The organism is Bacillus paranthracis (genome assembly GCF_024296885.1).
Classification (GTDB): Bacteria; Bacillota; Bacilli; order Bacillales; family Bacillaceae_G; genus Bacillus_A; species Bacillus_A paranthracis.
On sequence record NZ_CP101135.1, the window covers coordinates 1,629,634 to 1,656,559 of the forward strand.

Sequence of the window (26,926 nt, forward strand, 5' to 3'; positions counted from 1 at the left end):
TATGTAAAACCCATTAAACAAAGGGTCTGATTACAAGTTCTTTTGAACTCGTAATTTGAACCTGTAATTAATATATAATATATTTTGCAAAAAATCAATGAAAAAATGGGAGCTTTTTTAGAGAGAGACGGTGTTATTAGGGATATACATATAAGATTAGCGTGTGGATTTTATATGTATGAAATAGTATGAAGTCCTTTTTTATTACAAATAATAAAGCCTAAATGCTATTTCACGAATTATAAATGTGAAAGGGAGGTTTTATCATTTGAATTCATTAAAAAACAACTTGTCTATCGTTGCTTTAGGTGGAGTAAATGAAATAGGGAAAAATATGTACGCTATTCAATATGAAAATGATATTGTCGTTATTGATTGTGGATCTAAATTTCCAGATGAAAGTTTATTAGGAATTGATTTAATAATTCCAGACATCACATACTTACAAGAAAATAAAGAAAAAATTCGCGGGTTAGTCGTGACGCACGGACATGAAGACCATATTGGCGGAATACCATATTTTTTAAAACAACTAAACGTACCAATTTATGCGACGAAGTTAACGTTAGGTTTAATTGAAATTAAATTAAAAGAGCATAATCTTCAAAATGATACAGAATTAATCGTCATTCACGCAGAATCAGAAATTGATCTCGGTTCTATTAAGACGACATTTTTTAAAACGAATCATAGTATTCCAGATTGTCTCGGTATTGTGTTTCATACTCGAGAAGGTAATGTAGTACATACTGGGGATTTTAAATTTGATTTAACACCAGTAAATAACCAACATCCTGATATTCATAAAATGGCTAAAATAGGTAGTGAAGGTGTACTAGCTTTACTATCGGAAAGTACAAATGCAGAACGACCAGGTTTTACTCCATCAGAGAGATCGGTAGGAGAACGGATAGAGGAAATATTTATGAAAGCAAATAGAAAAGTAATTATTTCTACATTTGCTTCTAATGTGAATCGTGTTCAGCAAATAGTTGAAGCTTGTATAAAAACAAATCGAAAACTGGCTTTACTCGGCAGAAGTATGGTAAATGTAGTAGAAGTTGCTCTAGAGAAAGGGTATCTAAATATTCCAGATGGTATGTTAATTGAAGCAAATGAGGTAAATCATTTAGATCCATCGCAGGTCGCAATACTTTGTACAGGAAGTCAAGGAGAACCAATGGCAGCTTTAGCGCGTTTAGCTAGTGGAAACTATAGGCAAGTAGATGTTTTACCAGAAGATACAGTTATTATAGCTGCGACTCCTATTCCAGGAAATGAACGTAATGTTTCGCGAATTATCGATAACTTATTTGCATTAGGGGCAAGAGTGATTTACGGATCAGGCAGTTCTACTGGAGTCCATGTATCTGGCCATGCATATCAAGAAGAATTAAAGTTAATGCTCACATTAATGAAGCCCAAATATTTTATCCCCGTTCATGGAGAGTTTAGAATGCTACATCACCATAGCTTGCTAGCGGAATCAATTGGTGTCGAAAAAGAAAATATCTTTATCGTTCGTAATGGAGATGTTGTAGATATAAGTAATGAAGTGGCCGTTCAATCTAGAAAAATACAGGCTGGAAATATATATGTAGATGGATTAGGAATTGGTGATGTTGGAAATGCATTATTACGTGATCGAAAACAACTTTCAGAAGATGGAATGCTCGTTATAGTTATTACTTTTAATAAAGTGGATGGAGAAATAATTTCAGGTCCTGATATTATTTCTCGTGGATTCGTCTATGTTCGTGATTCAGAAGAGTTTTTGAAGGAATTAAATAAATTAGCTGTTATTACAATTAATAATTTGAAGAAAGAGAATGTGAATAGTTGGGGTATTTTGAAAAGAGAAGTAAGAGAGGCTTTAGGGAAGTTTATATATACTAATACGAAAAGAAAACCGATGATCCTTCCTATAATAATAGAGGTTTAAGAGTTAATAAAAAGAATTCTCGTAGGGGAATTCTTTTTTGTTTTGAAGACAGAATGAACATATAATGAAATAAATAGAAATGGAAGGAAATAAAAGATGTTATTAAATAAACGCTTTACAATTGGAGAAATGGCAAAAATGCATAATATAGCGGAATCTACTTTACGCTATTATGATGAGAAGGGAATTTTTCATCCGTCCACTGTGGACCCGCAAACAAATTATCGTTATTATACAATCGATCAATTTTCACTATTAGATACGATTAAGTTTTTACGGCAATTAAACATTCCATTAAAGGAAATTAAAAAATATATTGATGAGAGAAATCCAGCATATGCACTCAATTTACTGGAAAAACAACAAGAGATGATGTTGAAAAAACAAAGAGAAATTGAGTATGCTTTGGCGAAAATGGAGCATAGAATTCATTTAATTAAGGAAGCAACAAAAGCAAAAGCTGAACAAATGGTAATAAAAGAGATCCCGCAGCGAAAAATAACAGCTATTGCGGTTGCCCCGGATACGACGGATGATATGTTTGAGTACTACATTCATTCGTTGCAAAAAAATATGAGGCAAATGGATGATAGCTTATTTTCTGGAGATATCGGTGTAACAGTCGCGAAAAAAGGATTAATGCAAAATGAGTTTCAAGCATATAGCAGTGTTTTTATTCTTTTGGATTACATGCCTTTCCAAGTACAGAGTTCAGATGAGATTAAGGAAGGTTTATATGCTTGTTCTTATCATCATGGACCGTATGAAGAAACAGGTGCAACGTATAAGGAATTACTTGCATACATTGATCAAGAAGGATATGAAGTAAGTGGAGATGCGATTGAGATTGGATTAATCGATTGGTCTGTAACAGAAAATCCAGAGGAGCAAGTAACAGAAATTCAAATTCCTATCATGAAAAAATAAAGCAATAAGTTGTAGCACTCGTATCATTACAAATTGGCATGAAACACGATAAGTAAGTTACCTATTTTTCAAATTCTCTATTGACCTTCAAGTTACTTTAAGGTTTAAACTGAGAAAAGAGAGTTGAAAAAAAGGAGCAAAATAGTATGGAAGCAACAGAAAAGTTAAGAGAAAAACCGATAAAGAGCTTATTTATTTCGTATTTAATACCAGCCGTTCTAGGAATGGTATTAATGTCAGTTAACATTGTAATTGATGCGGTTATGATTAGTAGGGGAGTTGGAGCAAACGGATTAGCAGGAGTAAACGTGGCTATTCCAGCGTTTTCAATTTTCTTCTCTATTTCATTATGGATTGGGATGGGCGGGGCAACGTTATATTCCATTGCATTAGGTGAAAATAAAATTGAAAGAGCAAGGTCTATTTTTACTCAATCCATGACGGTAGCAGTCATTATCGTAGGCGTTTTAGCGGCGATTTGCTTATGGAGAATAGAAGACTTAGCATACTTATTCGGTGCAAACGAAGTGATTTTACCGTATGCATTAGAATATTTACACGTATTATTAACATTTGGAATGATATACGTTTTAGAAAATATTTTAAGTACATTTATACGAAATGATGGAAATCCTAATTTAGCAATGGCAGGTTTAGTTGTAACAGCTGTATTAAATATAGTGTTTGACTATATCTTTATTTTCATCTTTAAATGGGGCGTAACAGGAGCGGCTTCAGCAACTATTCTTTCGGCAGCGATTGGTTTCCTTGTATTATTAACGCACTTCTTGAGAAAAAGTAGTATTTTAAAATGGACGAAATTCCATTTTGAATGGGATACAGTAAAACAAATTATGATAATCGGTTTCCCGAGCTTTACAGCAGAAAGTACAGTAGCGATTGTAACGATTGGTTTTAATATTGCATTCGTTCAATATGCAGGAGAAGTAGGAGTCGCTTCTTATGCGATGGTGAATAGTATTCATGCAATGACATTACTATTATTCTTTGGTGTAGGTGCTGCTTTACAACCGATTGCTAGTTTCCATTATGGTGCAAATTTAGCAGAGAGACTTCGTGAAGGGTTGCAGTTTGCAGTGAAAATTGCAGTTGTACTTGGAGGCGTTGCAATAATTGTCGGATTATTCTTCGGGAAATATATTATTGGTCTATTTGATGTCCAATCTCCAGAGTTATTGGAGTTAACATTAACGGGTATTAGCCTGTTCTTTATCCAATACGTATTTTTAGGCTATAACATTGTATATGGAGAGTACTTCCAATCAGTGCGACAAACGACAAAATCAGTACTTATTATAATGAGCCGAGGGTTACTATTTATTATTCCATTATTATGGATTATGCCGAAATTATTTGGGATAAACGGAATTTGGCTCGTTATGCCAGTAGCGGAAGTATTGACAGCGATTATCGTATTTACGATGAATCGTATGAAACATCCTGTTCCATTAAACATGGCAGGCGAGAAAGAAGCGATATAATGAAGAAAATCCCCTTAAGCAAGTAAGGGGATTTTTTATTTTTTTAAACTGATAGCAAAAGATCCATCTGTTTCTTGAACAGACGCAAAGGCAACGTTTTTAATGTTTGTAATTCCTTTTTCTTTTAATTCTTTATATAACCACTTTTCGTCCTTATGAATTAACTTTAAGTTATCGTATTGAATTTGTGAATCAACGATAAGGGCAATTGGTAATCCAGCATACTTAACATCTATATTCAAATCTTTCGGAGTTAATGGTACAAGTTCACGCTTTGGTAAAATGCTAATGGCTCCATTCGCTTCTAAAATAGCGTATTCAATTTCATGAACACTTGGGTATCCTGCGACGCGAAGATTAGAAAGTAATTCAGCAATGGGATATCTACTTTTTTGTAAGTTCTCAAAAATAATATCACCATGTTTAATTAAAATAATCGGGTGCCCGAGAATAAAACGATTTAGTTTGTTGAATAGGCTTAATTTTGTAAGGATTAAATGCAAACATGTAATAACAACCATACCGAGAAAAGCTTGCAAAGCACCAGAGACTGGTATGGCTTGAAAAGCTAAATAAGATAAAAAGATAATCGCACCAAAATCATGAGGAGTTAGTTGTGCTAAAGCTGATTTACCGAGCATCTTAAGTGATAGTAAAAATAAAATAAAAAAGAACGATACGTTACATAAAAAGAGAAGCAATAGAGACACTCCTTCGTGCAAAGTTGTACTTACTGTTCCCGAAAGAAATATAAATATTACTTTCTAGAGGATAAATTAGGTTGAATTGGAATTTGTCTGTATACAAACAAATAAATGGATATTATCATGAAAGAAGCAAAGAACATAGGAGTATATAGATATGAAAAAGAAAAAAATAATGAAGTATATGATAGGAATTATAATGGTTTGCGCCGTTTATGTGGGATTTTTACAATATAACATTTATAAGCATGGGCACATGAATGCGACCTATGAAGCTGATTATATCATTGTTTTAGGCTCGAAAGTAAACGGAACGAAACCATCGTACTCATTGCAATATCGTATTGATAAAGCAGCTGAGTATTTGAAAGCACATGAGAAAGCAATTGCTATTGTGTCTGGAGGAAAAGGAAAAGGGGAAGATATTTCAGAAGCATTAGCAATGAAAAATGGATTAATGAAACTAAAAATTGCAGAAGACCGCATTATCATGGAAGATAAGTCAACGAGTACAGATGAAAATATTAAATTCTCAAAACCTTTAATTCCGGACAATATGAAAAAAGGAATGATCGTAACAAACGATTTCCACATGTTTAGAGCGAAAAAAATAGCAGCTAAGCAAGGTTTACAATTAGAAGGTCTTCCGGCCGAAACACCAAAGCGAATTGTCATTCCATCGAATATACGTGAGTATTTAGCCATTACGCAATATTGGTTTATGAATCGAATATAGTGGAAGTGATTCCGCCTAGTATTCTAGGCGGGATTTTTTGAGGGGAATCTTACAAATATGTCATCTTAATGAAAGGTAAAGCGATAGTTTCTAGAATGGATTCCTGACATAATGAAGATAACAAAAACTATTTAGAGGTGAATCGGATGAAAGGAAATAATATATTATCTTCACTATGTTACTTTAGTATCTTTTTTGCCCCATTTTTATTACCAATTATCGTGTACTTCGTTGCAGAGGATGAAGTGAAATATCACGCGAAAAAAGCATTTTGGTCACATATTTTCCCGTACGCAATTTTATTCGGAGGATTAGCGATATCAGGAATATTCGGTTTAGGATTCAATCAATCTGACGGTGCTGGAATTGGAATGATGATCACATATGCAGTGTTCATTCTTGTAGGAATTTACTACTTCATTTGGAATATCGTAAAAGGTATTAAAGTTTTGAAAACGGCGTAATAAGATAAGGAATAATTCGGAGTGAGTTTGTCGTTATTTGTCGGTAAGTCGATATTCTTTGTCGAATCGACGATATATTTGAAAAATCGTCGATATAGTGCAGGGAATCGTCGATATATTGAAAAAATCGACGATATAATTTCATTTACCGTATTAATAGATCTTTTAAAAAGAGCAATTCAAAAAGAATTGCCCTTTTTGTGCTTATAAGTTGTGAATATTGGAAAAGATATGTTAATTTTTCATTAGGAAGAGAAAAAGGAGTGATTTTCATGAATGAGATGATACATAAAATGGAGCAACACGTTTCAGTTCGTAAATATAAAGAAGAACCTATTCCGAAAGATGTAGTAGAAAGAATGGTGCAAGCTGCGCAGCATGCTGCTTCCTCGCATTTTGTACAGGCTTACTCTGTTATATATGTAACCGATCAAGACTTAAAGGCGAAACTAGCAGAGTTATCCGGAAATCGTCATGTGAAAGATTGCGCAGCATTCTTTGTTTGTTGTGCAGATTTAAAACGACTTGAAATGGCATGTGAAAAACATGGTACAGAGATAAAGCATGAAGGAGTGGAAGACTTTATCGTAGCAACGGTAGATGCTTCACTCTTTGCGCAAAACTTGGCGTTAGCAGCAGAATCGTTAGGATACGGTATTTGTTATATTGGTGGTATTCGTAATAATCCGAGAGAAGTGAGCGAATTGCTTCATTTACCGGATAAAGTATATCCTGTATTCGGAATGACAGTCGGTGTACCAGATGAAGATCACGGAGTGAAACCACGTTTACCGATAGCAGCAATCCTTCATGAAAATGGATATGATGAAAAGAAATATGATGAATTATTAAATGAATACGATGAAACGATGAGCGCGTATTATAAAGAAAGATCATCAAATCAAAAAAACGTAACATGGACGGAATCGATGAGTTCGTTTATGTCTAAAGAAAAAAGAATGCATATGAAAGAGTTTTTAAATGAGAAAGGATTAAATAAGAAATGAATAAAGAGGCAAACCTGTGATGTAGGTTTGCCCTTTTTGGGAGGAGAAAGGTGATTGTCTTCGAATAAGTATAGGGGGAGGGGATAATATGAAAAAAGCTTTAATCTTTTTATTTGATGGATTTGCAGAATTTGAAGTGAATATAGCGAGTTTATTTTTGATAAGTAAGCAATTTGAAATAATAACAGCAACTGTAGACGGAAAAACAGTTACAGGAGAAGGTGGGTTTTTGTGTCAACCACATGTGTCTATGGAGCATATTGAAGTAGCGGACTATGAAGTGTTTATCGTACCAGGCGGACATATTTTTGATCATTTAGAAAATGAACAATTGTTATCTATTGTGAACAAATTACATAAGCAAAATAAATGGATAGCGGGTATTTGTGCCGGAACATCTTTATTACATGCAGCAGGGGTGCTGAATAAGAAGAAATTCTCAACATCATTAACATCAGATGAAAAACAATTAGCTCATTTACATGAATGGGAATATAAACAAAACAAAGATGTAACGGTTGATGGAAAAATAATAACAGCGGTAGGGTCTGCGTACGTTGAATTTGCTACTGAAATAATGAAGCAACTCAATTTATTTAATGAAGCTGAAGCGAAGGAGAACTTGCAATATTTTAAAAACGTAACAGAGACTTGTGATGAAACGTTAGCATAAGTGAATAGTTTGATTGTTAATACCTAAGTTCAGAATGTAGATACTACTTTCTGAACTTAGGTATTTTGTTTGTTATCATATACATAGAAATAAAAATTAATAGATTTTTACAAAAGTGATAGAAAATGAGAATGAAATGCCAATAGTAAGTAAAGGCAGCTGCTAAAGGGGAATTGAGGAAGGAAGATGCTTATGATTTTCGATTCTGAAGTGGATTTAATTATAGCTATGAAAAAACGCGATCAAGATGCTTTGAAAGAAGTGATTGATCAATATGGAAAATTAATTTTGTACATTATTCATAAATCGTTAAGTACCCCTATTGAAAAACAATATGTGGATGATTGTTATAACGATGTATTTACTGTTATTTGGTTTCATATCGACCATTTTGATACAGAAAAGGGCAACTTAAAATCTTGGATGATTGGTATTACTAAACTAAAGGCGTTGGAATATAAAAAGAAAGTATATAAAGAGAATAAAATTGATAAAGACGTAGAGATAGATACAGGTGTCCATGATAGGTATGACATAGAACAAGAAGAAGAGATTATGGAAATAGTTCAAGATTTAAATAAGAAAGATCGATATATCTTTTTAAAGAGGTATATTGATGGGTATTCCATTGATGACATTGCAAAAGAATTAAAAGTAACGGCGGATTATATATACAATCGAATTTCTCGTGGGAAGAAAAAAATTCAAAAACTATGGAAAGGGAGTGTGTAATATGGATAAAAGATTATTATCTATGTTAAATGAGCTCCAATATTCAGAGGAAGAGATTACACGTTTGGAGAAAGAAGCGGATGAGACTATAAATGTAGATAAGTATTATGTGAAAAACGGAGAATTATTGAAGAAATTAACGGTGCAAATGTTGGAAGAATCAGTTCGGAAAGAGTTACAAGAGGGAGAAGAAATTGAATGTGAAATATTAGTGGAAGAGGGGAGCCTTGTGAATTCTAAAGTTATCCCAAGTATAATAACTGCAGGTGCTACTTTTTATTATTACATTGTTTTAACAAATACAAGATTACGAATTAAATCGTTAGATTGTTATTTTAAAAAATTAAATGAATACAATGTACTAATAAACTCAATTCAAGCAGTTTCGCGACATAAAAAAATGAAGAATGTATATGGAATTACTATAGATAATAACTATATACAATTAGGAAGTACCGAGCATGAGCAAGAATTGAAAACTGTAATTGAGAAGCTAAAACAACGCGGGGTGAAAGAAGAGAGATATAAAGAGTTTGAAAAAAGTTGGCTGATTGTTTTCAATGTGTTTGTAATAGCGATGGGTGGGCTTCTAGTTTTAAAATATTTAATTTGAAAATAAAAAGCGGCATAATAGCCGCTTTTTATTGTTATCACGTTTAAAAATATTGAAAACTTATCCGCCGTTATGACACATACTAAAGCACCTTCTATAACGAATGCAAACTTTCAATAAGAAGATATATGCCCGTGCAACTTAAAAGGATGTACGTAAATATTTTAAAAATCCGTTGATTAAGCCATTTGAAAATAATTTGACCTATATACAAACCTAGAAATACGATTGGAATAGCGTAAAAACTTGATTCCCAAATTGTCTTGTTTGTGCCAGTAAAGAGTATTTGCGTTAGTAGACTAATGAAATATATAAATAGATAAAAAGCTAAAGTAGTTGCTCTCAGCTTCTCTTTTTTCGTATCAGTTCCTGTAAAGTACAGTAACAGGGGTGGTCCTGGCATACCGATACTTGTCGTTAAAAGACCGGATAATCCTCCTACTAAGAAATCTCTAGATTTTGTTGATTGAATCTTAAAGTTGCATATTAGCATCAACGTTAATAGTAAGAGCAGGATGCTAATTGCTAATTTAAACGTGTTGATGTTAATGGAAATGAAAATGAAAATACCAAAAGGAACACCAACTATACTTCCGAAAATTAATCTTTTCAGTAGAATACAATCAATGTCCGTTCTTATTTTCCAAATGAGTGATATGGAAATAATGAATGATAAAATGATATTTATTTGTATAGCTTCCTGTGGTAGAAATAACATGAGTAAGAAAGGTGTTGCCATAATAGAAAAGCCAAAACCTGTACTTGTTTGTAAAATAGAAGCTACTAATATAATACAAATGAAAGTGAATATAATCTCCAAAATAGCCCTCCTACATAATCAGATCCAATACATATTTTAACATAAAGTGATACTTTAATCAGTGGAGGCTTACTGGCCTTTCATACGGGGAAAAAAGCGGCAAAGTAGCCGCTTTATATGTTGCAATTAATATTCCAATGATGATCCTGTAGCCTTAAAATATTTTTCTCGTGAAGGCGTCATTACTCGGATTGCTAATAAACAGGAAAGGAAAAGGATGAGTAACGAGCTACTTATTACAGTCATTTGAACGGAAAGAAATTGTGCGGATGCTCCAATTGCTAAAATGAAAAAGATTTGGATAAAACTTTTTATGGAATCAAATACGCTATCGATACGTCCTATCATATGAACCGGGATGTTATTTTGATAAAATGTAAAAAAGCCAGTACCAGCAAATGATGAAGAAATGCCAAGTAAAATGAAACCGCCTGCCGCGACGATAAATGAATTTGAAAAGGCGAAAATTACATAGCCTATTGCTGTGAAAATTGTCCCTAATCCGATACAATATTGAATTGGTAAACGTTTGGAAAAGAGAGAGACAAGAAATGAACCGGAAACGTAAGCAGCGCCAGTTATACTAACAAGCATACTGTATTCTATATCGGTTAAAAACAGTACTTGTCTTGTAAAAACAACTTCTTGTGAATCAAGTGCCATAGCGACAAGCATAGTCGCTTGAAATAAAACGAATATGAGAATAATGTACGTTTCAGTTCGAGCGAATGAAAAAACTTGTTTCCAATCACTTCGTAATGTTTGTACGAAAGTATTTGCAACTTCTTCGCTTTGCTTTGTTTGTAACGTAATATTAGGTAAGAAATAAATGAGAATAGTAGAAAGTAGAAAGGAAAGTGAGTTGCAGTAAATTACAAAGGATGCTGAGTGCGTGGTGAGAAGTATTCCAGCAAGAGCTGGACCGATAATAAAAGCCCCGCTTGTACAAAAGCTACTCCAAGCGTTGAATTGAGCGCGTTCTTCAGCAGGTATAAGCATTGTTTTATAAGAAAATGAAGCTGGATCGAAAAATGATGTAGCGATACGAGTTAAAAAGATAAAAATATAAATGGCCCAAATAGAATCAAATAGTGGAACGCAGCCAATGAGAACTGCTCGAATGATATCTGTGATAAGCATAATGGACCGTTTGTTTAATCGATCTACTATGCTACCAGACCAAATTTTTGTAACAACGGTCGCAATTGGACCGACAATCCATAATCCTGCTACAGCAGCAGGGGAGTTTGTGCTATGTAAAACCATTACGTTTAGGGCGATGAGATACATAAAATCACCTAAACGAGAAATTCCTGTTCCCGACAATAATAATAATTTATTTTTCATGAGCAGCTGGACCTTTCTTTCATTGTTTTTTTATCCTGCAGGAAATAGCGTATTCCTCTTCAGAGTTTGATTGACGAGCGGTTTTGTTTTCCCAGCGTAATAAAACTTGTGTAACCTCCCAAGTAAGCTGTTGTAATTCCTCTGGAGTTAAAAATAAATGAGAAACAATATGACTACCTGTATTCGTTCCCTCTGTGCCACTTTCTTCAATATAGAAATGAGCAGATTTTGCCTTGTAATATTTTTCAATAATCCCTCGTTTTTCCTTCGTGTCTACTAATTCAAGTAACCCTCCATCATATAAAATTTGAACGTGATAATGTACGCTACCAGTAGATTTGTTTAGTTTAGTAGCTACTTGTTTTGCAGTGAGTGCTTCGTCTTTTAAAAGGTGAAGAATTTGAATACGAGTTGCGTTGGAAATGAGCTTCTGCTGTTCAGCTGAAATAGTAAGTCTATCGTCAAACATTATGGCATCCCCTTTCTTATAATCTAAATTTATTGTACATTCTAAAAAATTAGAACGTAAGGAAAATAAATCGTCTTTTTCCTTTATATTTCGACATAAATAAAAATAGCATGTACATAAACATGCTATTAAGTAATAGTAGATTCTTCATTAAGTTTCCCGCGATAATACAAGAACAGCCATATAAAACTAACAAAAATACAACATGTAGCTAGAAAACTACCAATTATTTGAGGAGAAAGGATTTCTAATAACCATCCTGTCATGAGCATAGATAACTGTATAAGTGAGCTATAAATAGAGTAATGAAAGGAGAAAACTTTACCAATCATATTTTCACGCGTGTAAGTTTGAAGTAATGTCGTATCAAGTGGAACGATGATTCCTCCTGCTATGCGCATACAGAGTAATGTAATGATACCGAAAATAAGTTGATCGGATAGAATGAATCCAAGAAAGAAAAAGCCTTGTAGGAAGTAGGCCCAACCAAATGCTTTTTTCATTTTTTCTTTATTGCTAGATATATAAAGATTAACGAGAAGGCTTCCTATCATAAGCCCAGCCCCTTGAACCATATATAAAATCCCAATGTTCGTGTGGAAAATTTTTTCGGCATAGATTGTTAGAAGTAGCTGATAAGCACCTCCAATAAGCCCCCATGAAATGCCTACAAGAATTAATATTAAAATGATTTTTGTTTGTAATATGTATGTGTAACCATCTTTTATATCAGTAAAAAATGCTTTTTTCTTCTTACAAGTATCATAAGAGGGAACACTCATATTATAAATAAAATAGGCCGAAATAAAGTATGATAGGCTATTTACTAAAAAAGCGAATTCAATATGTAAAGGTTGTGCAATAATCCCGCCTAGAGAGGCCCCCATAATAGACATAAAACCATTTATTGTACTAGAAAGAGAGTTAGCAGTTACGAAATGATTTTGATGTACGATGTTTTTTAAGGTTGCTTGTTTAGCCGGCTCAAATAAGCAAGAAAGTACAGATAAATATATATTAGTAATGAAAATAATTTCAATTTTATAGCTGGCGAATAAGTATGTAAGGACTAGAATTCCCCGTTCCTCTTTTATATAATTTCAGTCCAAGTGATTCATAAAAAGATATTGATACTTCTAAGTTACGTACAGGTAAATGTTCTTCGTAAAGGCCTTTAATCATTGTAATCCTCCTAAGTAAAAATACTTCTTATTTCATAGTAAACATTTTTTTATGAGTTGAAATCAGAAAAAGGAGGGACATAACTTCATACGAAAGTATGAAAAAACAGCTCAAATATGAGCTGTTTTCTTATAGTTTTTCGTTCATTTGTTAAGGATAGGATATATTAGTATCCGTATCCGCCGCCACCCCAACAGCTACATCCGATGATGATTAGAAGGATGAATAGTACGATAAGCAAAGCAAATCCACCGCCGAAACCAGCGCAACTTCCACCATAACTCATATGTTTTCCTCCTTTTGAGTAAGTTAATCTATATAATTCATGGACTACTGTATACAGTATGTTTTTCGTATGGAAAAGGAGCCAGTCTCTTTTGTAATTAGATAAATGCCTGTATGGTCATTTTGATTGTATATGGAGCTAGGTGTATGTGAAGAAATCGCGATTTGTTCATAAAAAAATATAAAAATTGTAAAAAAAACCATTTTTATATTTTTTTATGAGAGGATTTGTACTATAATTTTACAAGTAATATTATGGGAAAAGGGAGTTTTAGTGAAGAGATGGAGATGGGACAACTACAAAATAAAATAGAAACTAAAAAGAAAGAGCTAATTCAACTTGTTGCTAGACATGGATTGGATCATGATAAAGTTTTGTTATTTAGCCGAGATTTAGATATACTTATTAATAAGTTTATGAATGTAAAAGATAAAGTACATAAATAAAGAATTTGTAGTTTTTTATATTAAGATATTCAACGAAAAAGGAGAGAGATGTATTTGGAACATTTACAAGAAGAGCTATATAAACAAATAAAAGAAGAAAAAGGTATTGTTACAATTTTTTTAAAGAGTGGCGTTAGAATAGTAGGAGAAGTTGTTGCAATAGACAAATTTACCGTTTTAATGTTAGTTGATGGAAAACAACAACTTATTTACAAGCAGGCTGTATCAACAATAATGAAATAAGACACTCGTACTGAGTGTCTTATTTCATTATTGCTTGCAGGCTTCAACGTCAATGCCGGCAGCTAATAATTTTTTTTCACCATCTTGCTCAATGATTTTTTGTAATTTAGATAGGAAAGAATCAAAGTTTGTATGCTTTGCTACTTGGAATGTCATTTTATGCTCAATTGGCAGCCACGTATCAATATCAGCTTCGTTATGCTGAATTTTTACCTCAAGCTTATCAAGTGCGTTAGCAACTTTTGCTTCGTACGTTTCTTTCGCTTCAAACTCCATCCATAAATCATATAATTCCTCGCCGAGAGAACCTTTTAATGTTCGTTTAATATTTGAAATTGCTTCTTGTTCATTTATTTGTTTTTGTAATTGTAATTCATGACTATTCATTGTATCAAAAGCAGGAATATCACCAGCTTCTGCTTCGACTAGATCGTGAATAATAACCATTTTAAGTAATTTTTCAATATTTACTTTCTGATCTAAATAAGGTTCAACTAAAATGGCCATTAGAGACATGCGCCACGTATGTTCAGCAACACTTTCTTGACGTCCGTTAGAAAGCCAGCTATGTCGCATTTCATATTTTAGTTTTTCTGCTAGTGCAATGACTTGTAAAATGTTATGTTCCATCGTGATCCTCCTCGTATTTCCATACTATAATTCTAATATGGAAATGAAATGTGTCAATTTTATGAGTATATTGCGATAAATAGATGATGAGCGTATAATAAGCATTATATGTGAAAACGCATTATTAAAATAAAAAAATGTTTTATAAAAATGAAAAGGAAAGGGCAGGAATATGGGAGACGAAAATCAAGGATTTGCTAGACCAGAAAGAAAAAAAAGGAAGTTTGACATTTCTAGCCCATTTGGCATTTTAGTAGGTTTTGCCATAGTGATAGCGGCAATTATGCTTGGTGGAGGCGGAATAAAAGCTTTTAAAAACTTTTTAGATGTTTCATCTATTTTAATTGTCATAGGGGGAACAACTGCGACAATTGTTGTGGCATATCGATTTGGAGAAATAAAAAAATATACGAAAAGTATTTTTACTGTTTTACATAGAAAAGAAGAAGATTTAGAACAGTTAACGGATTTGTTTGTTGATTTTTCAAAAAAATCTAAAAAACACGGTTTACTTTCTTTAGAGGTTGATGGAGAGCAGGTGGACAATCCTTTTATTCAAAAAGGAATTCGATTAATGTTAAGTGGTTACGATGAAGATGAATTAAAAGAAGTGTTAATGAAAGATGTTGAAACGGAAGTGTATGAATTAAGAAAAGGGGCAGTATTATTAGATAAAATTGGCGATTTCGCTCCGGCTTGGGGTATGATAGGGACTTTAATTGGTCTTATCATTATGCTTCAAAACTTGCAAGACACATCGCAAATTGGTACAGGGATGGCAGTTGCGATGTTAACGACATTGTATGGATCAGTACTTGCAAATATGATTGCAATCCCTCTTGCTGAAAAAGTGTATCGTGGTATTGAAGATTTATATACAGAGAAGAAGTTTGTTATTGAAGCAATTTCAGAATTGTATCGTGGACAAATTCCGTCTAAATTAAAGTTAAAACTCGATACGTATGTATACGAAACAAAGATAAAAAAAGTAAAACGAGCAGCCTAATATTGCAAGGAGTGGTATGGTGATGATAAAACGACCGCAAAAGGGATCGCCTCGTTGGATGACGACTTTTACAGATTTAACGATGTTATTATTAACTTTCTTTGTATTACTAGTTGCTACTTCAAAGCAGGATGCAGTAAAATTGTCAAAGATGCTTGAAAAGTTTAGTGATACGGAGCAAGTTGATGCAAAAGTAATGGAAAATACTATACCAGATATTTCACATGAAAAAAATGATGAAAAAACGGTCTCAAAAAAGCGAATGGACGACTTGTACAAAAAGTTAAAAGCATATGTAGATAATAACGGTATTAGTCAAGTGAATGTATATCGAGAAGATACAGGGGTAAGCGTTGTTATAGTAGATAATTTAATATTTGATACAGGTGATGCGAACGTTAAGCCTGAAGCAAAAGAAATTATTAGCAAATTAGTCGGATTTTTTCAATCCGTACCAAACTCAATTGTTGTGGAGGGGCATACAGATAGTAGACCGATCCATAATGAAAAGTTCCCTTCTAATTGGGAATTATCTTCAGCACGAGCAGCTAATATGATCCACCATTTAATTGAAGTGTATAATGTGGAGGATAAAAGGTTAGCTGCGGTAGGATATGCAGACACAAAGCCAGTTGTACCGAATGATTCACCGCAAAATTGGGAGAAAAACCGTCGCGTTGTCATTTACATTAAAGAATAGTATTTTAGTATTTTAGTAATAAAATACTAAAATGAAGAAATTCTTTTAAAAAAATATTAAATTTTATCGTTTTATTTTGTATAATGAGTGAGAATGATAAGGTGAAATATTAAGATATATTTATACATAGAAGGAGAGAATCAAAAAGAATGGCACATAAAATTTTAGTTGTAGATGATGCGATGTTCATGCGAACAATGATTAAAAACTTATTAAAAAGTAATTCTGAATTTGAAGTAATCGGAGAAGCGGAAAATGGAGTGGAGGCAATTCAAAAATATAAAGAACTTCAACCTGATATTGTAACATTAGATATTACTATGCCAGAAATGGACGGACTTGAAGCATTAAAAGAAATTATGAAAATTGATTCAAGTGCAAAGGTTGTTATTTGTTCAGCAATGGGACAACAAGGTATGGTATTAGATGCAATTAAGGGTGGGGCAAAAGACTTTATTGTAAAGCCATTCCAAGCAGATCGCGTAATCGAAGCTTTAACAAAAGTAGCAAATAGCTAATATAAAAGGGGTGCCACAAGGAATCAAAACAGTGATAACGGATAGATGTGTGGCCCCTTTTTTCTCATTTTAAAACACTAAATTGTTATACATAAATGAAATGTTTGTTAGACAGGTAGGGGATGAAAATGCAAACAGATCTATTAAATATATTTTTTGAAGAGTCGGAAGAACATTTACAGTCGCTAAATGAAAATGTGCTAATTTTAGAGCAGAATCCTACAGATATGGATGTAGTGGGAGAAATATTCCGCTCAGCTCATACGTTCAAAGGTATGTCTGCGAGTATGGAATTTACGGAAATGGCGGATTTAACGCATAAAATGGAAAACGTTTTAGATGAAATTCGTCATGGGAATATAGTAGTACATGCGGATATTATTGATGTCATTTTTGAATGCATTGATAATTTAGAGAAAATGGTTGCAGATGTGCAGCAAGGCGGAATGGGTAATATTGATGTAGTCGCAACGAAGCAAAAATTAGAAGCGTTATTGAACGGAAATGTAGAAACTTCTATGGAACATGTAGAGCAAGAGTCTATAAACAATGATGATGCAGTTTCGCATGAAGTGCATATAACCGTTGAACAGCAAGCTATTTTAAAAGCAGTACGTGCCATTATGTGTATTGAAGCACTGCAAAATATAGGCGATATACAAAAAACGGTTCCTAGTATTGAAGAAATCGAAGCGGATGCTTTCGGTTTTGAGTTTACAGTATTTATGAATACGGATCGTAGTGAAGAAGAAGTGAAACAGGTAGTGCTTCACGTTTCTGAAATTGAGAAAGTAGTAGTGAAACAAGGAGAATCATTACAGGAAGTAGATTCGATGGTTGCTATGCAAGAAACTACGCGAGTAGAAGAAATGATACAGTCGTCTGTAGTTGCGCAGGGGGAAGCGCCTATTGAGACAGCGAAGCAACCTGCAAGTGCTACGCCAACTAAAAGCACTGCAAAAACGAAAAATGCTAAAGGTGAGAATCGTTCCATTCGTGTGCAGCTAGAGAAAATTGAACGATTAATGAACATGTTTGAAGAGAGTGTAATTGAGCGTGGTCGCATAGATGAATTGGCACAAGCAATTCAAAACAAAGAATTAATCGAGCATTTAAATCGATTAGGCGATATTTCAAAAGATATTCAAAATGTACTTCTAAACATGCGTATGGTGCCGATTGAAACAGTCTTTAATCGTTTCCCGCGTATGGTGCGTATGTTAGCGAAAGATTTAGGAAAGAAAATCGATTTGCAAATTACGGGTGAAGATACAGAAGTTGATAAAATTGTTATTGATGAAATCGGTGATCCACTCGTTCATTTAATTCGTAATGCAATTGATCATGGTATTGAGACTGTTGAAAAACGTCGTGATGCAGGGAAAAATGAGACGGGTACAATTAAATTAGAAGCGTTCCATAGTGGAAATCATGTCGTAATTCAAATTACGGATGATGGAAATGGAATTCATAAAGGGAAAGTATTAGAAAAAGCGATTAAAAATGGTGTTGTAACAGAATCTGAGGCAAATAAATTAACGGATCGTGAAGTGTTTGATCTCATTTTCCAACCAGGATTTAGTACAGCAGAAGTAGTATCGGATCTTTCAGGGCGCGGGGTTGGATTAGATGTTGTAAAACATACAATCCATAGTTTAGGTGGACATTTAATTATTGATTCAGAAGAAGGAAAGGGAAGTACATTTAGAATTGAACTTCCATTAACGTTGTCCATTATTCAATCTATGCTTGTTCAAACGAATGATAAACGTTATGCTCTACCTCTTGGTAACATTGTTGAAGCGATTCGTATTAAGAGAGAAGACATCCAAACCTTACAAGGAAAAGACGTGTTAAACTATCGTGATCAAATTATTGAAGTGAAGCATTTGAGTACTGTATTTGGTGAAAAATCAGTAGATGAGGCATTTGAATCATATGAAAGTCAAATGGTTCCTGTGTTAATTGTTCGTAATACACATCGTAGCTATGGACTTATTGTAAACACAATTATCGGCCAAAGAGAAATTGTCTTAAAGTCATTAGGCGATTTCTTTGCAGAGAGTTCGAACTATTTCTCTGGCGCGACGATTCTCGGCGATGGACGAGTGGTCCTCATTTTAAACCCAGAAGGTTTATAATAGGAATGAAGGAAAGCTCCCCACTTGTATACAATTGGGGAGCTTTTTGGTTAATTACATACTAATATATATAACAGGAAATAAATACATGTTCACGATTTACGTAATAAATTTGTTAAAATGTAATGAGTGTATTCATTTAATAGAAAAACAAAAATGAGGAGGCAGGGAAAATGCCTGAGCAACACACAAAAGGGGATACGAGCACAATTGTGCTAGAAAAAGAAAAGGAGCTTTTAACGCCTCAAGAATGTGATATTCTTGGCGAAATTGCAAATATATCATTTGGCTCTGCTTCGACAGTATTATCAACGATTTTAAATAGGCAAGTAAGTATAACTGCTCCTCATGTAGAGTTAGTGGATTTATACGATACAAGCGATGTTGAGGTTCCTCATGTTGTATTAAATATTCATTTTACAAAAGGATTAGATATGGAAAATCTACTTGTCCTTCAGCAAGATGTTGCTTTATCTATTGCTGATTTAATGATGATGGGGACAGGTGAAGTGGAAGAGGGAAAAGAACTTGGCGAATTAGAGCTAAGTGCTGTACAAGAAGCGATGAACCAGATGATGGGATTCGCAGCGACGTCTATGTCGGAATTCTTCCAAGATACAGTAGACATGTCACCGCCGACAATTAAAGTTGTAAAGTTATTAGAAGAGATGGAGAAAATCTCTGGAATAACTGGAAATAACACGATTGTGAAAGTGTCGTTTGACCTTAAAATAGATAATCTTGTAAACTCTAAACTTGTACAAATTGTTTCAGTTGAACATGCGAAACAAATGATAAATAAATTACTACAATTATCTGGTGGCGTAGAAGAGCAAGACGAGCCAGCAGAAGTAGCGGAAGCCGAGATTGTAGAAGAACATGTTAAAAAAGAGCAGTTAACGCAAGAGGAGAAAGATGTACTTGGGGAAATTGCCAACATTTCCATCGGTTCAGCCTCAACGGTATTATCAACGCTTTTAAATCAGCCGGTTACGATTAGTACACCCAATGTAGAAGCGATTAATGTGCGTCATTATGACGGTGTACCGGTTCCCTTTGTGATTTTAAATGTCGATTTTGTTGAAGGTTTAAAGAATGAGAACGTATTCGTATTTACGAAAGATGTTGCTTTGACAATGGTAGATTTAATGATGATGGGAACAGGGGAGATTGATCCAGAGAAAGAGCTTAGTGAATTAGAGCTGAGCGGTATTAAAGAAATCATGAACCAAATGATGGGGCATGCGGCAACAGCGATGTCAGAAATGTTTAAAGAGAAGATGGACATGACGCCGCCAGACGTCAAATTTGTCACGTTAAAAGAAGAAATGGAATATTTGGGAGAGTCAATGGAAGTGGATGAACTCGTTCAAATTACGTTCAACCTTGAAATTGGCGACTTGCTTCAATCGAAAATGTATCAAATTTTACCGATTTCAGAAGCGAAAGAAATGGTAAGACGACTGCTATATCCAATGGTGGAAGCAGAAGAAGAGGTTGCAGAGGAAGAAATGGAAGAAGAGGTTGTAGAACCTGTTGTACAACCTATTGAATTTAAAGAAGTGAAACAAATTGAGCCAGTGTATATGGATACATCTATTCTACAAAATGTAGAAATGAATGTGAAATTTGTATTTGGAAGTACAGTGAAAACGATTCAAGATATATTAAGTTTACAAGAAAATGAAGCCGTTGTATTAGATGAAGATATTGATGAACCAATTCGAATTTATGTAAATGATGTATTGGTGGCGTATGGTGAACTTGTAAATGTAGATGGATTTTTCGGAGTAAAAGTGACAAAATCACTATAAGGCGTTGAAATAGTAGATGAAAAGCGTAAAGTTTTTTCTAATTTGCTGGCTATGCATACATGTGTGCTTGCTCTTCCCACTGCAAAGTCAGGCGGAAGAGCAAAATGTGCCAGAACAAAATATAAATGAAGTGGTTGTACAAGAAGAGAATAAGGAAGTTCAAGAACAGCCAGAACAAGTGGAAATAAAGCAAGATAAAGAGGAACAACAAGAAGTAAAGAATGAGCAAGAAACCGAAAAAAAGATAGAGACGGATCAAGGGATTATTACAATAAATAAGCGAGAATTAAAAGTTGGCGAAGAAATACGGATTATTGTAGAGCCAAAAGAGACAAATATTCAAAGTATAAAAGGTATGTTGCGTTTGCCAAAAAACAGTAATCTGTATGAGCAAGAAAGAATGATACCTTTTGACTATGAAGAAGAGACGAAGCGATGGATTGCTAACTATAAGGTCGGGATTTTTGATTTGCAAGGTGATTGGAACCTTCAGCTTATTCAAAGTTTTAAAGAAAATGAGAAAGAAGAGCTGATAGAAAATGAAGTGAAAGTCCCACTTATTCGTATAAATAATGAAACGCCAACAATAGATAAAGAGATGCCGAAGTTGCATAAAGTCACTATTGACGAGGCGAAGGAGAATGTAATCGAACGAAAACGAGGCGATTCTATACGTGTAAGAGTGAAGGCGGCAGACGTGGAATCGGTTGTGAAAGAAGTTCGTGTTACATTAAAAGGAAAAGAAAATAAAGAGATTACATTTTTATTAGATTACAATAAGCGCGACATGGAATGGCAAAAAGTATTTGAAATAACGGATGCATTGCCAAATGGGACATACGAGCTACTTGTAGAGGTAGTAGATGCGGCTGGAAATAAACTCGTTGAAGAAAGTGAGTATGTCGTTTCTGTTTTGGAACAAAAAACAGAAGAGGATAAAAAGACAGAAGAACGAGAGAAAGAAGATAAATTAGAAAATAAACTAGAAGATAAGAAAGAAACTGAGAAGCAGGAAGACACGAAAGTAGAAATCCCGCTTCAGGAAGAAAAACAGCCAGTTGTTCAAATTCCGAAAAAAGAAGAGAAAGTAAACGACCTTATAAAAGAACCATTGAAAGAGAAAGAAAAAATTACTTATGTTATAAAAGAGCCTCTCACAGACAACAAGGAAGTAAATAATACGAAGGCTCAAAAAGATAAAGATAATAACAATCAAGTCATTTTGAAAAAGAAAGAAAAAAAAGAAGAGCCAGAAGATAAGAAAGAAACTAAAAGTGACCATGGAATACAAGCTTCTAATGTATTTGCTATTATGTCAGGTTTATTCGTACTATTTTTAGTTTTAAAGAGCAATAAAGAATGGGGCTAATTAATTTCATCATAGTGGAGGCGCTTAAATGGAAATTAAACGTACGACAATTGAAAATAAGACGCTACAACCATTAAAACAGCCTGCAGCTATTTCAGAACATGAAATCCAGAAAGAACGAAAGTATAGTAATCTAGTGTTTACTGGACAGTCTAAAATTATTTCGAAAAATAACGAAATAGGGATTTTACTTGCGAGTTTAGGTGATGGAAAGGTTATGAAGGAAATGCTTTCTAAAGAGATGGATACAGTATTACAACTCTTTAGAAAGTTACATACATTATCTGGAGAAGGAAAGCAAACAGATAAAATATTTGAACAAGTAATGAGAAGCTTACAAGGGCTTGTGAAACAGGCGCATATAAAAGAACTGCCTTTATTAGATGGAACGTATGATTTCGCTGAAGTACAACTATCATTTGGTAGAAAGGTACACATTCCGTTATTAGATGTAAGTGCACTCCTCTCTAGCGTGGAGAGTGACTCGTCAGAAGGAAATATAAATTTAATGGTAACGGTTATTACTGCGTATATCACGAAATTGTCTAACGAAACCATTTTAATTAGCGTCACGAATCGCACAGCTAAAGAGCGGGATGCAAGTGTATGGAGAGCACTTGCAGAAATGAATATGACACAATTATCACAGGCATTGAAACAAACGGTGCAAGAACATAAATGGTCTATGACGTTTCTTTTTCTCTTTATATGGGTTGCTTGTATTATTTTAATTCGAGTTATATAAAAAATGAACGGAATCACGCAATTCTTTGTTATGATTTTAGTAAATAAATAAAAAAAAAGCAGGGTGCAATAATCCTGCTTTTTTCTATATTTTTTCATAAAAGAATGTATCAAAACGCTGAAGATTGAATCGTTCAGGTGTTAAAATTTGCTCTGTGCTACCGACAAATAGCACACCGCCTTTTCGTAAAGAACGGCTAAATTTTTCATACAGCTTGACTCTTGCTTCTTCTGTGAAATAGATCATTACATTACGACAAACAATTAAATCGTAATTTGTATCGAACGATTGCATTAATAGGTCATGCTGTTTAAACGTGACGTGTTGTTTAATATTTTGATGTAATGAATATATATCATCTTCTTTTGTGAAATGACGTTCTTTCAAATCGCTAGGTAATTCTTTCAACGAACGTTCCGTATATTGACCACGTTTTGCACTCTCTAAAATATGAAAATCAAGATCCGTTGCTAGTATTTCATAGCGAAATGGAGAGAGATGTTTCGATAAAATTAAAGAGAGTGTATATGGTTCTTCACCAGCAGCGCAAGCGGCACTCCATACTTTTAATTTTCCGTTATTTTGTTCGAGTAATTTTGGCAGTGCTTTCGATTCTAACGTTTGCCAACGTTCTTTATTTCTAAAAAACTCTGAAACGTTAATTGTAATATAGTCAATAAAACTTAAAAATAAGTTTTGATCAACACGTAAAGTACTTAAAAATGTAGTATAGTTTTCAAAGCCTTTTCTTGAAATAAAAGCATCGATTCTACGGCGCATCCTATCTTGTTTATACGAAGCGATATCCATATTGAATTGTTGTTTAAAACTCGTGATAAAATGATCATAATCTTGTTCAATTATCATATTTACAATGGGCACAATAACGATATTGTGCCGCCCCCTTTACATCATACGAATTTTTTGTTCAAAGCTTTTTTTCATTTGTTTTTCATGTAAACCTGGTAAATCATAAATGACAGCATCAATCCCAGCTTCTTTTGCAATGTCAACGGGAATGACAGATGTATGTTTGTCTCCGTTATAAAAACAGAGAACTAAATCGGTATCTTCAATAATTTGTTTCACAAAAAACATATAATCAGATCGATAAATAGAGTCGGAAGGATGATCAAAAGCAACATACTCGGCTCCGTGTGATTTTAAATAATCTACGATTTCTTGGAATTCATCTGTTACTGCTTGTAACGGTTGGAGCGTGTAAAGGCATAAATTTTGAGCGAGCCTTTCGTTTTCAACGAAAAAACGAAGTACCTCATTTTCAATAGATTTATAACATAATATGTAAATTTTATGTTTGTGAGCATAGTCAGTTAAAAATTTTTTAATTTCTTCTTGATCTAATGCTGTTAATTGATTTGAACCACAAAGAAAAATATTCATAGAATTGTGCCACCTCATGCTAAATTGTAACATATCTTCTATAAAAAATAACTGCAAAATATTAGTGTTCAGAGTATAATTATAAATAACTAGATTTTACGATTAACTTTTGGAAGAAATAAAAAAATAAATAGGTGATATATATGCTGCGTTCAATCTCGCATAATCCAATCTTATCGCATATACCGCCTGCTACTCAAATGCCGAAAGAAGCAAATGTCAGGACTGGACTTGCATTTTCGGATAATTTGCATGCAGATCCGAAAAAAGATAAGTTGTTAGAACAAATGGAAGCGTTTGTTGATAATATTGGAGAAATTAAAGAAAAAATCGAAATGGAATTAACACTTGATAACGTAATGGAATACAAAAATACAGTAAAATCATTTTTGAATTTTTACGTTGATAATGTATTGCAATATAAAGATGTCATGTCTCGTCATCCGCGTTATGGCTATTCACAGAAAATGACGATTGTAAAGCAGGCGGAAATGGGATTGAATGAGTTAGAAGATGTTATGAACTTAATTAATACAAAAACGGGACATTTAGAAATGTTAAATCAAATTGGAGAAATCCACGGTTTAATTGTAAATTTAGTCTTGTAAAAGGGAAGGAAGCTATATGTATATACAATTATATGAAAAGCTCGTTATTATTCAAAAAGCATATGAAAACATTCAAACGCTTGGAGAACAAATATATGAGAATTTAAAAAATAAAAATGTAAATGCAGTTCAAAAGTTACAAGTAGAGCAATTGCAGTACATTGAAGGTTTAAAACAATTATCGAGATCATTTGAAGAAATGGTTGTTCAGTTTTGTAAAGAACAGGGAGTGGAATCATTTCGCGTAAGTGCGTTATTTTCGTATTTTTCTCAAGAAGAAATTGAGAAAATGGAAAAAATACAAAAAAACTTAATTGAATTAGAAGAAAATGTAAAAATGCTTCTTTTGAAAAATCAATATTACTTAAACGTACTATTAAAAACTACAGAAAGTATTGTGGATTCAGTTTCTGAATATAACTTAGAACGAAACAATAATTCGCAAATCTTTATGAATGAACTATTGTAAAGGGGAAGTGAAGCATTATGAGATTATCTGATTACAATACCCCGTTATCGGGTATGTTAGCGGCCCAAATGGGATTACAAACGACGAGACAAAACTTATCAAACATTCATACACCTGGCTATGTGCGCCAAATGGTGAATTACGGATCTGTTGGAGCGAGCAATGGCCATACGCCAGAACAGAGAATTGGTTATGGTGTACAAACGTTAGGTGTTGATCGTATTACAGATGAAGTGAAGACGAAACAGTTTAACGATCAATTATCTCAGCTCTCTTACTATAATTATAAGAACTCGGTTTTATCACGAGTAGAGTCTATGGTAGGAACGACAGGCAAAAACTCACTATCTAGTTTAATGGATGGATTCTTTAATGCTTTTCGAGAAGTTGCAAAAAATCCAGATCAATCAAACTATTATGATACGCTAATTTCTGAAACTGGGAAGTTTACAAGTCAGGTAAATAAACTTGCGAAAAATTTAGATTCAGTAGAAGCGCAGACGACAGAAGATATTGAAGCGCATGTCAATGAATTTAATCGTCTTGCTGACAGTTTAGCAGAAGCGAATCAAAAAATTGGGCAAGCTGGTACACAAGTGCCAAATCAACTTTTAGACGAACGTGACCGTATCGTTACAGAAATGTCTAAGTATGCCAATATAGAAGTATCTTATGAATCTATGAATCCTAATATCGCAAGTGTTAGAATGAATGGCGTTTTAACAGTGAATGGACAAGATACATATCCATTGCAATTAAATAAAACGAAAGAACCTATGTCTGTTGAAATTTACGGTTCGGAAATTCCTTTAACTAGTGGGGCAATAAAATCTGCAATCGATACGAAAGGGCAGATTGCTAGTTATAAGAAAAATCTTGAAGAGTTAATGGGTTCAGTGAAAAATCAAGTAAATACAGTGATGGGAAAAGACTTCTTCGTTGGAGATTATGCGAAAGAGTTGAAATTAAATCCAGAATTTGCGAATGATTTTTCGAAAATGAAAATATCTGCTGAAACTGCAAATAAATTGGCAGGAATTACAGATGAAGATTATAAAGATGGTCTTTCATATAAAAAAGCATTAGACCAATTCATAGTGAAGGTAGCATCTGATAAAAGTGAAGTGAACGGTTATCAAAAAATTCATGGAGACTTATTAGAAGGTATTCAGCAAGAAAAGATGAGTATCGAAGGCGTGAATATGGAAGAAGAAATGGTTAATTTAATGGCCTTCCAAAAATACTTCGTTGCGAATTCTAAAGCTATTACTACAATGAATGAAGTGTTTGATAGTCTGTTTTCAATCATTAGATAATGAGAGGTAAAAACAAAAGCTTTTTCTTTTATGTTTGAAGAGAGGGCCAGCAGAGTGTAGAAGCGGTCAGTGCCTAATAGAGGACCTATCGGTGTGAGACCAGAGATATGGAG

At 33.7% G+C, this 26,926-nt stretch carries 30 protein-coding genes and 1 pseudogene; 21 read left to right on the forward strand and 10 right to left on the reverse strand.

The window, feature by feature from the left end; all coding sequences use genetic code 11:
• Positions 1-268 precede the first annotated feature (268 nt).
• From NLJ82_RS08310 to NLJ82_RS08320, 3 genes are all read left to right on the forward strand, one after another.
• Positions 269-1,942: a ribonuclease J gene (locus NLJ82_RS08310; protein WP_001086697.1), complete on the forward strand. Its 1,674-nt coding sequence runs from the start codon at positions 269-271 to the stop codon at positions 1,940-1,942.
• Between the two features lie 96 nt (positions 1,943-2,038).
• Entirely contained in the window at positions 2,039-2,869 is an 831-nt protein-coding gene (locus NLJ82_RS08315; protein WP_000925947.1) for a MerR family transcriptional regulator, read from the forward strand.
• Positions 2,870-3,015: 146 nt separating this feature from the next.
• Positions 3,016-4,371: an MATE family efflux transporter gene (locus tag NLJ82_RS08320; protein ID WP_000388380.1), complete on the forward strand. Its 1,356-nt coding sequence runs from the start codon at positions 3,016-3,018 to the stop codon at positions 4,369-4,371.
• Positions 4,372-4,406: 35 nt separating this feature from the next.
• Here the strand turns inward: NLJ82_RS08320 and NLJ82_RS08325 are convergent, their stop codons facing one another.
• A complete protein-coding gene (locus tag NLJ82_RS08325) occupies positions 4,407-5,072 on the reverse strand; it encodes a DUF421 domain-containing protein (RefSeq protein WP_000923932.1) in 666 nt (221 codons plus the stop codon).
• Between the two features lie 187 nt (positions 5,073-5,259).
• Between NLJ82_RS08325 and NLJ82_RS08330 the strand changes: the two genes are divergently transcribed.
• The 6 genes from NLJ82_RS08330 to NLJ82_RS08355 all read left to right on the forward strand — a co-directional run bounded on the left by NLJ82_RS08330 (position 5,260) and on the right by NLJ82_RS08355 (position 9,300).
• The gene (locus NLJ82_RS08330; protein WP_306447215.1) at positions 5,260-5,811 is read left to right on the forward strand and encodes a YdcF family protein; all 552 of its coding nucleotides are present in this window, start codon (positions 5,260-5,262) and stop codon (positions 5,809-5,811) included.
• A 146-nt stretch (positions 5,812-5,957) separates the two neighbouring features.
• Positions 5,958-6,275 (forward strand): magnetosome magnetite crystal formation protein family, encoded by a 318-nt coding sequence (locus NLJ82_RS08335; RefSeq protein WP_000678038.1) that lies wholly within the window; start codon positions 5,958-5,960, stop codon positions 6,273-6,275.
• A gap of 272 nt (positions 6,276-6,547) precedes the next feature.
• Positions 6,548-7,282: an oxygen-insensitive NADPH nitroreductase gene (gene nfsA / locus NLJ82_RS08340; protein ID WP_001004522.1), complete on the forward strand. Its 735-nt coding sequence runs from the start codon at positions 6,548-6,550 to the stop codon at positions 7,280-7,282.
• 88 nt (positions 7,283-7,370) lie between these two features.
• Positions 7,371-7,955, forward strand: a complete 585-nt coding sequence (locus NLJ82_RS08345) for a type 1 glutamine amidotransferase family protein (RefSeq protein ID WP_000709453.1) — start codon at positions 7,371-7,373, stop codon at positions 7,953-7,955.
• Positions 7,956-8,141: 186 nt separating this feature from the next.
• Positions 8,142-8,687: a sigma-70 family RNA polymerase sigma factor gene (locus tag NLJ82_RS08350; RefSeq protein ID WP_001997136.1), complete on the forward strand. Its 546-nt coding sequence runs from the start codon at positions 8,142-8,144 to the stop codon at positions 8,685-8,687.
• A gap of 1 nt (position 8,688) precedes the next feature.
• A complete protein-coding gene (locus NLJ82_RS08355) occupies positions 8,689-9,300 on the forward strand; it encodes a hypothetical protein (RefSeq protein WP_000361350.1) in 612 nt (203 codons plus the stop codon).
• A 94-nt stretch (positions 9,301-9,394) separates the two neighbouring features.
• Here NLJ82_RS08355 and NLJ82_RS08360 read toward each other — a convergent pair whose 3' ends face one another.
• The 6 genes and pseudogenes from NLJ82_RS08360 to NLJ82_RS08385 all read right to left on the reverse strand — a co-directional run bounded on the left by NLJ82_RS08360 (position 9,395) and on the right by NLJ82_RS08385 (position 13,404).
• Complete coding sequence (locus tag NLJ82_RS08360; protein ID WP_012644317.1) at positions 9,395-10,120, reverse strand: sulfite exporter TauE/SafE family protein; 726 nt, start codon at positions 10,118-10,120, stop codon at positions 9,395-9,397.
• Between the two features lie 126 nt (positions 10,121-10,246).
• Positions 10,247-11,467, reverse strand: a complete 1,221-nt coding sequence (locus NLJ82_RS08365) for an MFS transporter (protein WP_000791691.1) — start codon at positions 11,465-11,467, stop codon at positions 10,247-10,249.
• A gap of 19 nt (positions 11,468-11,486) precedes the next feature.
• Positions 11,487-11,936 (reverse strand): ArsR/SmtB family transcription factor, encoded by a 450-nt coding sequence (locus NLJ82_RS08370; RefSeq protein ID WP_000459093.1) that lies wholly within the window; start codon positions 11,934-11,936, stop codon positions 11,487-11,489.
• A 128-nt stretch (positions 11,937-12,064) separates the two neighbouring features.
• Positions 12,065-13,018: pseudogene (locus NLJ82_RS08375) on the reverse strand (MFS transporter); the annotation flags it as partial.
• Entirely contained in the window at positions 12,978-13,118 is a 141-nt protein-coding gene (locus NLJ82_RS08380; RefSeq protein ID WP_002091863.1) for a hypothetical protein, read from the reverse strand. The pseudogene NLJ82_RS08375 and the gene NLJ82_RS08380, both read right to left, overlap by 41 nt.
• A gap of 166 nt (positions 13,119-13,284) precedes the next feature.
• Complete coding sequence (locus NLJ82_RS08385; RefSeq protein ID WP_000120179.1) at positions 13,285-13,404, reverse strand: YjcZ family sporulation protein; 120 nt, start codon at positions 13,402-13,404, stop codon at positions 13,285-13,287.
• Positions 13,405-13,631: 227 nt separating this feature from the next.
• Between NLJ82_RS08385 and NLJ82_RS08390 the strand changes: the two genes are divergently transcribed.
• Together NLJ82_RS08390 and hfq are read left to right on the forward strand one after the other, a co-directional pair.
• Positions 13,632-13,850 carry an aspartyl-phosphate phosphatase Spo0E family protein gene (locus tag NLJ82_RS08390; protein WP_002091864.1) on the forward strand — a complete coding sequence of 73 codons (219 nt, stop codon included), beginning with the start codon at positions 13,632-13,634 and terminating at the stop codon, positions 13,848-13,850.
• 54 nt (positions 13,851-13,904) lie between these two features.
• On the forward strand, positions 13,905-14,093 hold the full coding sequence (hfq, locus tag NLJ82_RS08395; protein ID WP_000400661.1) for an RNA chaperone Hfq: 189 nt from the start codon (positions 13,905-13,907) through the stop codon (positions 14,091-14,093).
• A 27-nt stretch (positions 14,094-14,120) separates the two neighbouring features.
• On the opposite strand, the gene NLJ82_RS08400 is transcribed toward hfq, so the two are convergent.
• Positions 14,121-14,723, reverse strand: coding sequence for an HD domain-containing protein (locus NLJ82_RS08400; RefSeq protein ID WP_000400760.1), 603 nt, complete (start codon positions 14,721-14,723; stop codon positions 14,121-14,123).
• 172 nt (positions 14,724-14,895) lie between these two features.
• Between NLJ82_RS08400 and NLJ82_RS08405 the strand changes: the two genes are divergently transcribed.
• The 7 genes from NLJ82_RS08405 to NLJ82_RS08435 all read left to right on the forward strand — a co-directional run bounded on the left by NLJ82_RS08405 (position 14,896) and on the right by NLJ82_RS08435 (position 23,016).
• Positions 14,896-15,729 carry a flagellar motor protein MotP gene (locus NLJ82_RS08405; protein WP_000502135.1) on the forward strand — a complete coding sequence of 278 codons (834 nt, stop codon included), beginning with the start codon at positions 14,896-14,898 and terminating at the stop codon, positions 15,727-15,729.
• Between the two features lie 22 nt (positions 15,730-15,751).
• Positions 15,752-16,429, forward strand: a complete 678-nt coding sequence (locus tag NLJ82_RS08410) for an OmpA family protein (RefSeq protein WP_000596048.1) — start codon at positions 15,752-15,754, stop codon at positions 16,427-16,429.
• 149 nt (positions 16,430-16,578) lie between these two features.
• Positions 16,579-16,947, forward strand: a complete 369-nt coding sequence (locus NLJ82_RS08415; protein WP_000940577.1) for a response regulator — start codon at positions 16,579-16,581, stop codon at positions 16,945-16,947.
• A gap of 128 nt (positions 16,948-17,075) precedes the next feature.
• Positions 17,076-19,088 carry a chemotaxis protein CheA gene (locus NLJ82_RS08420; protein ID WP_001192575.1) on the forward strand — a complete coding sequence of 671 codons (2,013 nt, stop codon included), beginning with the start codon at positions 17,076-17,078 and terminating at the stop codon, positions 19,086-19,088.
• Between the two features lie 173 nt (positions 19,089-19,261).
• Positions 19,262-20,902 carry a flagellar motor switch protein gene (locus tag NLJ82_RS08425; RefSeq protein ID WP_001114994.1) on the forward strand — a complete coding sequence of 547 codons (1,641 nt, stop codon included), beginning with the start codon at positions 19,262-19,264 and terminating at the stop codon, positions 20,900-20,902.
• 16 nt (positions 20,903-20,918) lie between these two features.
• Positions 20,919-22,271, forward strand: coding sequence for an Ig-like domain-containing protein (locus tag NLJ82_RS08430; RefSeq protein ID WP_012644319.1), 1,353 nt, complete (start codon positions 20,919-20,921; stop codon positions 22,269-22,271).
• Between the two features lie 28 nt (positions 22,272-22,299).
• Positions 22,300-23,016: a hypothetical protein gene (locus NLJ82_RS08435; protein ID WP_000403993.1), complete on the forward strand. Its 717-nt coding sequence runs from the start codon at positions 22,300-22,302 to the stop codon at positions 23,014-23,016.
• An 84-nt stretch (positions 23,017-23,100) separates the two neighbouring features.
• Here the strand turns inward: NLJ82_RS08435 and NLJ82_RS08440 are convergent, their stop codons facing one another.
• Positions 23,101-23,883, reverse strand: a complete 783-nt coding sequence (locus tag NLJ82_RS08440; protein WP_000582906.1) for a CheR family methyltransferase — start codon at positions 23,881-23,883, stop codon at positions 23,101-23,103.
• Between the two features lie 39 nt (positions 23,884-23,922).
• The gene (locus tag NLJ82_RS08445; RefSeq protein ID WP_001020115.1) at positions 23,923-24,420 is read right to left on the reverse strand and encodes a flagellar motor switch protein FliG; all 498 of its coding nucleotides are present in this window, start codon (positions 24,418-24,420) and stop codon (positions 23,923-23,925) included.
• 143 nt (positions 24,421-24,563) lie between these two features.
• Between NLJ82_RS08445 and NLJ82_RS08450 the strand changes: the two genes are divergently transcribed.
• Genes NLJ82_RS08450 through flgK form a run of 3 tightly spaced genes read left to right on the forward strand, consistent with a single transcriptional unit; the run spans position 24,564 to position 26,813 of the window.
• Positions 24,564-25,028, forward strand: coding sequence for a YaaR family protein (locus tag NLJ82_RS08450; protein WP_000946323.1), 465 nt, complete (start codon positions 24,564-24,566; stop codon positions 25,026-25,028).
• Positions 25,029-25,044: 16 nt separating this feature from the next.
• Complete coding sequence (locus NLJ82_RS08455) at positions 25,045-25,497, forward strand: hypothetical protein (protein WP_000275905.1); 453 nt, start codon at positions 25,045-25,047, stop codon at positions 25,495-25,497.
• A 17-nt stretch (positions 25,498-25,514) separates the two neighbouring features.
• Entirely contained in the window at positions 25,515-26,813 is a 1,299-nt protein-coding gene (gene flgK, locus NLJ82_RS08460) for a flagellar hook-associated protein FlgK (protein ID WP_001239726.1), read from the forward strand.
• Positions 26,814-26,926 lie beyond the last annotated feature (113 nt).

Excerpts from the sequence above, each read along its gene's own strand:
- NLJ82_RS08315 (WP_000925947.1), top strand. The coding sequence starts at position 2,039 with ATGTTATTAAATAAACGCTTTACAATTGGAGAAATGGCAAAAATGCAT.
- NLJ82_RS08320 (WP_000388380.1), top strand. The coding sequence starts at position 3,016 with ATGGAAGCAACAGAAAAGTTAAGAGAAAAACCGATAAAGAGCTTATTT.
- NLJ82_RS08330 (WP_306447215.1), top strand. The coding sequence starts at position 5,260 with ATGATAGGAATTATAATGGTTTGCGCCGTTTATGTGGGATTTTTACAA.
- NLJ82_RS08335 (WP_000678038.1), top strand. The coding sequence starts at position 5,958 with ATGAAAGGAAATAATATATTATCTTCACTATGTTACTTTAGTATCTTT.
- nfsA (WP_001004522.1), top strand. The coding sequence starts at position 6,548 with ATGAATGAGATGATACATAAAATGGAGCAACACGTTTCAGTTCGTAAA.
- NLJ82_RS08345 (WP_000709453.1), top strand. The coding sequence starts at position 7,371 with ATGAAAAAAGCTTTAATCTTTTTATTTGATGGATTTGCAGAATTTGAA.
- NLJ82_RS08350 (WP_001997136.1), top strand. The coding sequence starts at position 8,142 with ATGCTTATGATTTTCGATTCTGAAGTGGATTTAATTATAGCTATGAAA.
- NLJ82_RS08355 (WP_000361350.1), top strand. The coding sequence starts at position 8,689 with ATGGATAAAAGATTATTATCTATGTTAAATGAGCTCCAATATTCAGAG.
- NLJ82_RS08365 (WP_000791691.1), bottom strand. The coding sequence starts at position 11,467 with ATGAAAAATAAATTATTATTATTGTCGGGAACAGGAATTTCTCGTTTA.
- NLJ82_RS08370 (WP_000459093.1), bottom strand. The coding sequence starts at position 11,936 with ATGTTTGACGATAGACTTACTATTTCAGCTGAACAGCAGAAGCTCATT.
- NLJ82_RS08380 (WP_002091863.1), bottom strand. The coding sequence starts at position 13,118 with ATGATTAAAGGCCTTTACGAAGAACATTTACCTGTACGTAACTTAGAA.
- NLJ82_RS08385 (WP_000120179.1), bottom strand. The coding sequence starts at position 13,404 with ATGAGTTATGGTGGAAGTTGCGCTGGTTTCGGCGGTGGATTTGCTTTG.
- NLJ82_RS08400 (WP_000400760.1), bottom strand. The coding sequence starts at position 14,723 with ATGGAACATAACATTTTACAAGTCATTGCACTAGCAGAAAAACTAAAA.
- NLJ82_RS08405 (WP_000502135.1), top strand. The coding sequence starts at position 14,896 with ATGGGAGACGAAAATCAAGGATTTGCTAGACCAGAAAGAAAAAAAAGG.
- NLJ82_RS08410 (WP_000596048.1), top strand. The coding sequence starts at position 15,752 with ATGATAAAACGACCGCAAAAGGGATCGCCTCGTTGGATGACGACTTTT.
- NLJ82_RS08415 (WP_000940577.1), top strand. The coding sequence starts at position 16,579 with ATGGCACATAAAATTTTAGTTGTAGATGATGCGATGTTCATGCGAACA.
- NLJ82_RS08420 (WP_001192575.1), top strand. The coding sequence starts at position 17,076 with ATGCAAACAGATCTATTAAATATATTTTTTGAAGAGTCGGAAGAACAT.
- NLJ82_RS08425 (WP_001114994.1), top strand. The coding sequence starts at position 19,262 with ATGCCTGAGCAACACACAAAAGGGGATACGAGCACAATTGTGCTAGAA.
- NLJ82_RS08430 (WP_012644319.1), top strand. The coding sequence starts at position 20,919 with ATGAAAAGCGTAAAGTTTTTTCTAATTTGCTGGCTATGCATACATGTG.
- NLJ82_RS08435 (WP_000403993.1), top strand. The coding sequence starts at position 22,300 with ATGGAAATTAAACGTACGACAATTGAAAATAAGACGCTACAACCATTA.
- NLJ82_RS08440 (WP_000582906.1), bottom strand. The coding sequence starts at position 23,883 with ATGATAATTGAACAAGATTATGATCATTTTATCACGAGTTTTAAACAA.
- NLJ82_RS08445 (WP_001020115.1), bottom strand. The coding sequence starts at position 24,420 with ATGAATATTTTTCTTTGTGGTTCAAATCAATTAACAGCATTAGATCAA.
- NLJ82_RS08450 (WP_000946323.1), top strand. The coding sequence starts at position 24,564 with ATGCTGCGTTCAATCTCGCATAATCCAATCTTATCGCATATACCGCCT.
- NLJ82_RS08455 (WP_000275905.1), top strand. The coding sequence starts at position 25,045 with ATGTATATACAATTATATGAAAAGCTCGTTATTATTCAAAAAGCATAT.
- flgK (WP_001239726.1), top strand. The coding sequence starts at position 25,515 with ATGAGATTATCTGATTACAATACCCCGTTATCGGGTATGTTAGCGGCC.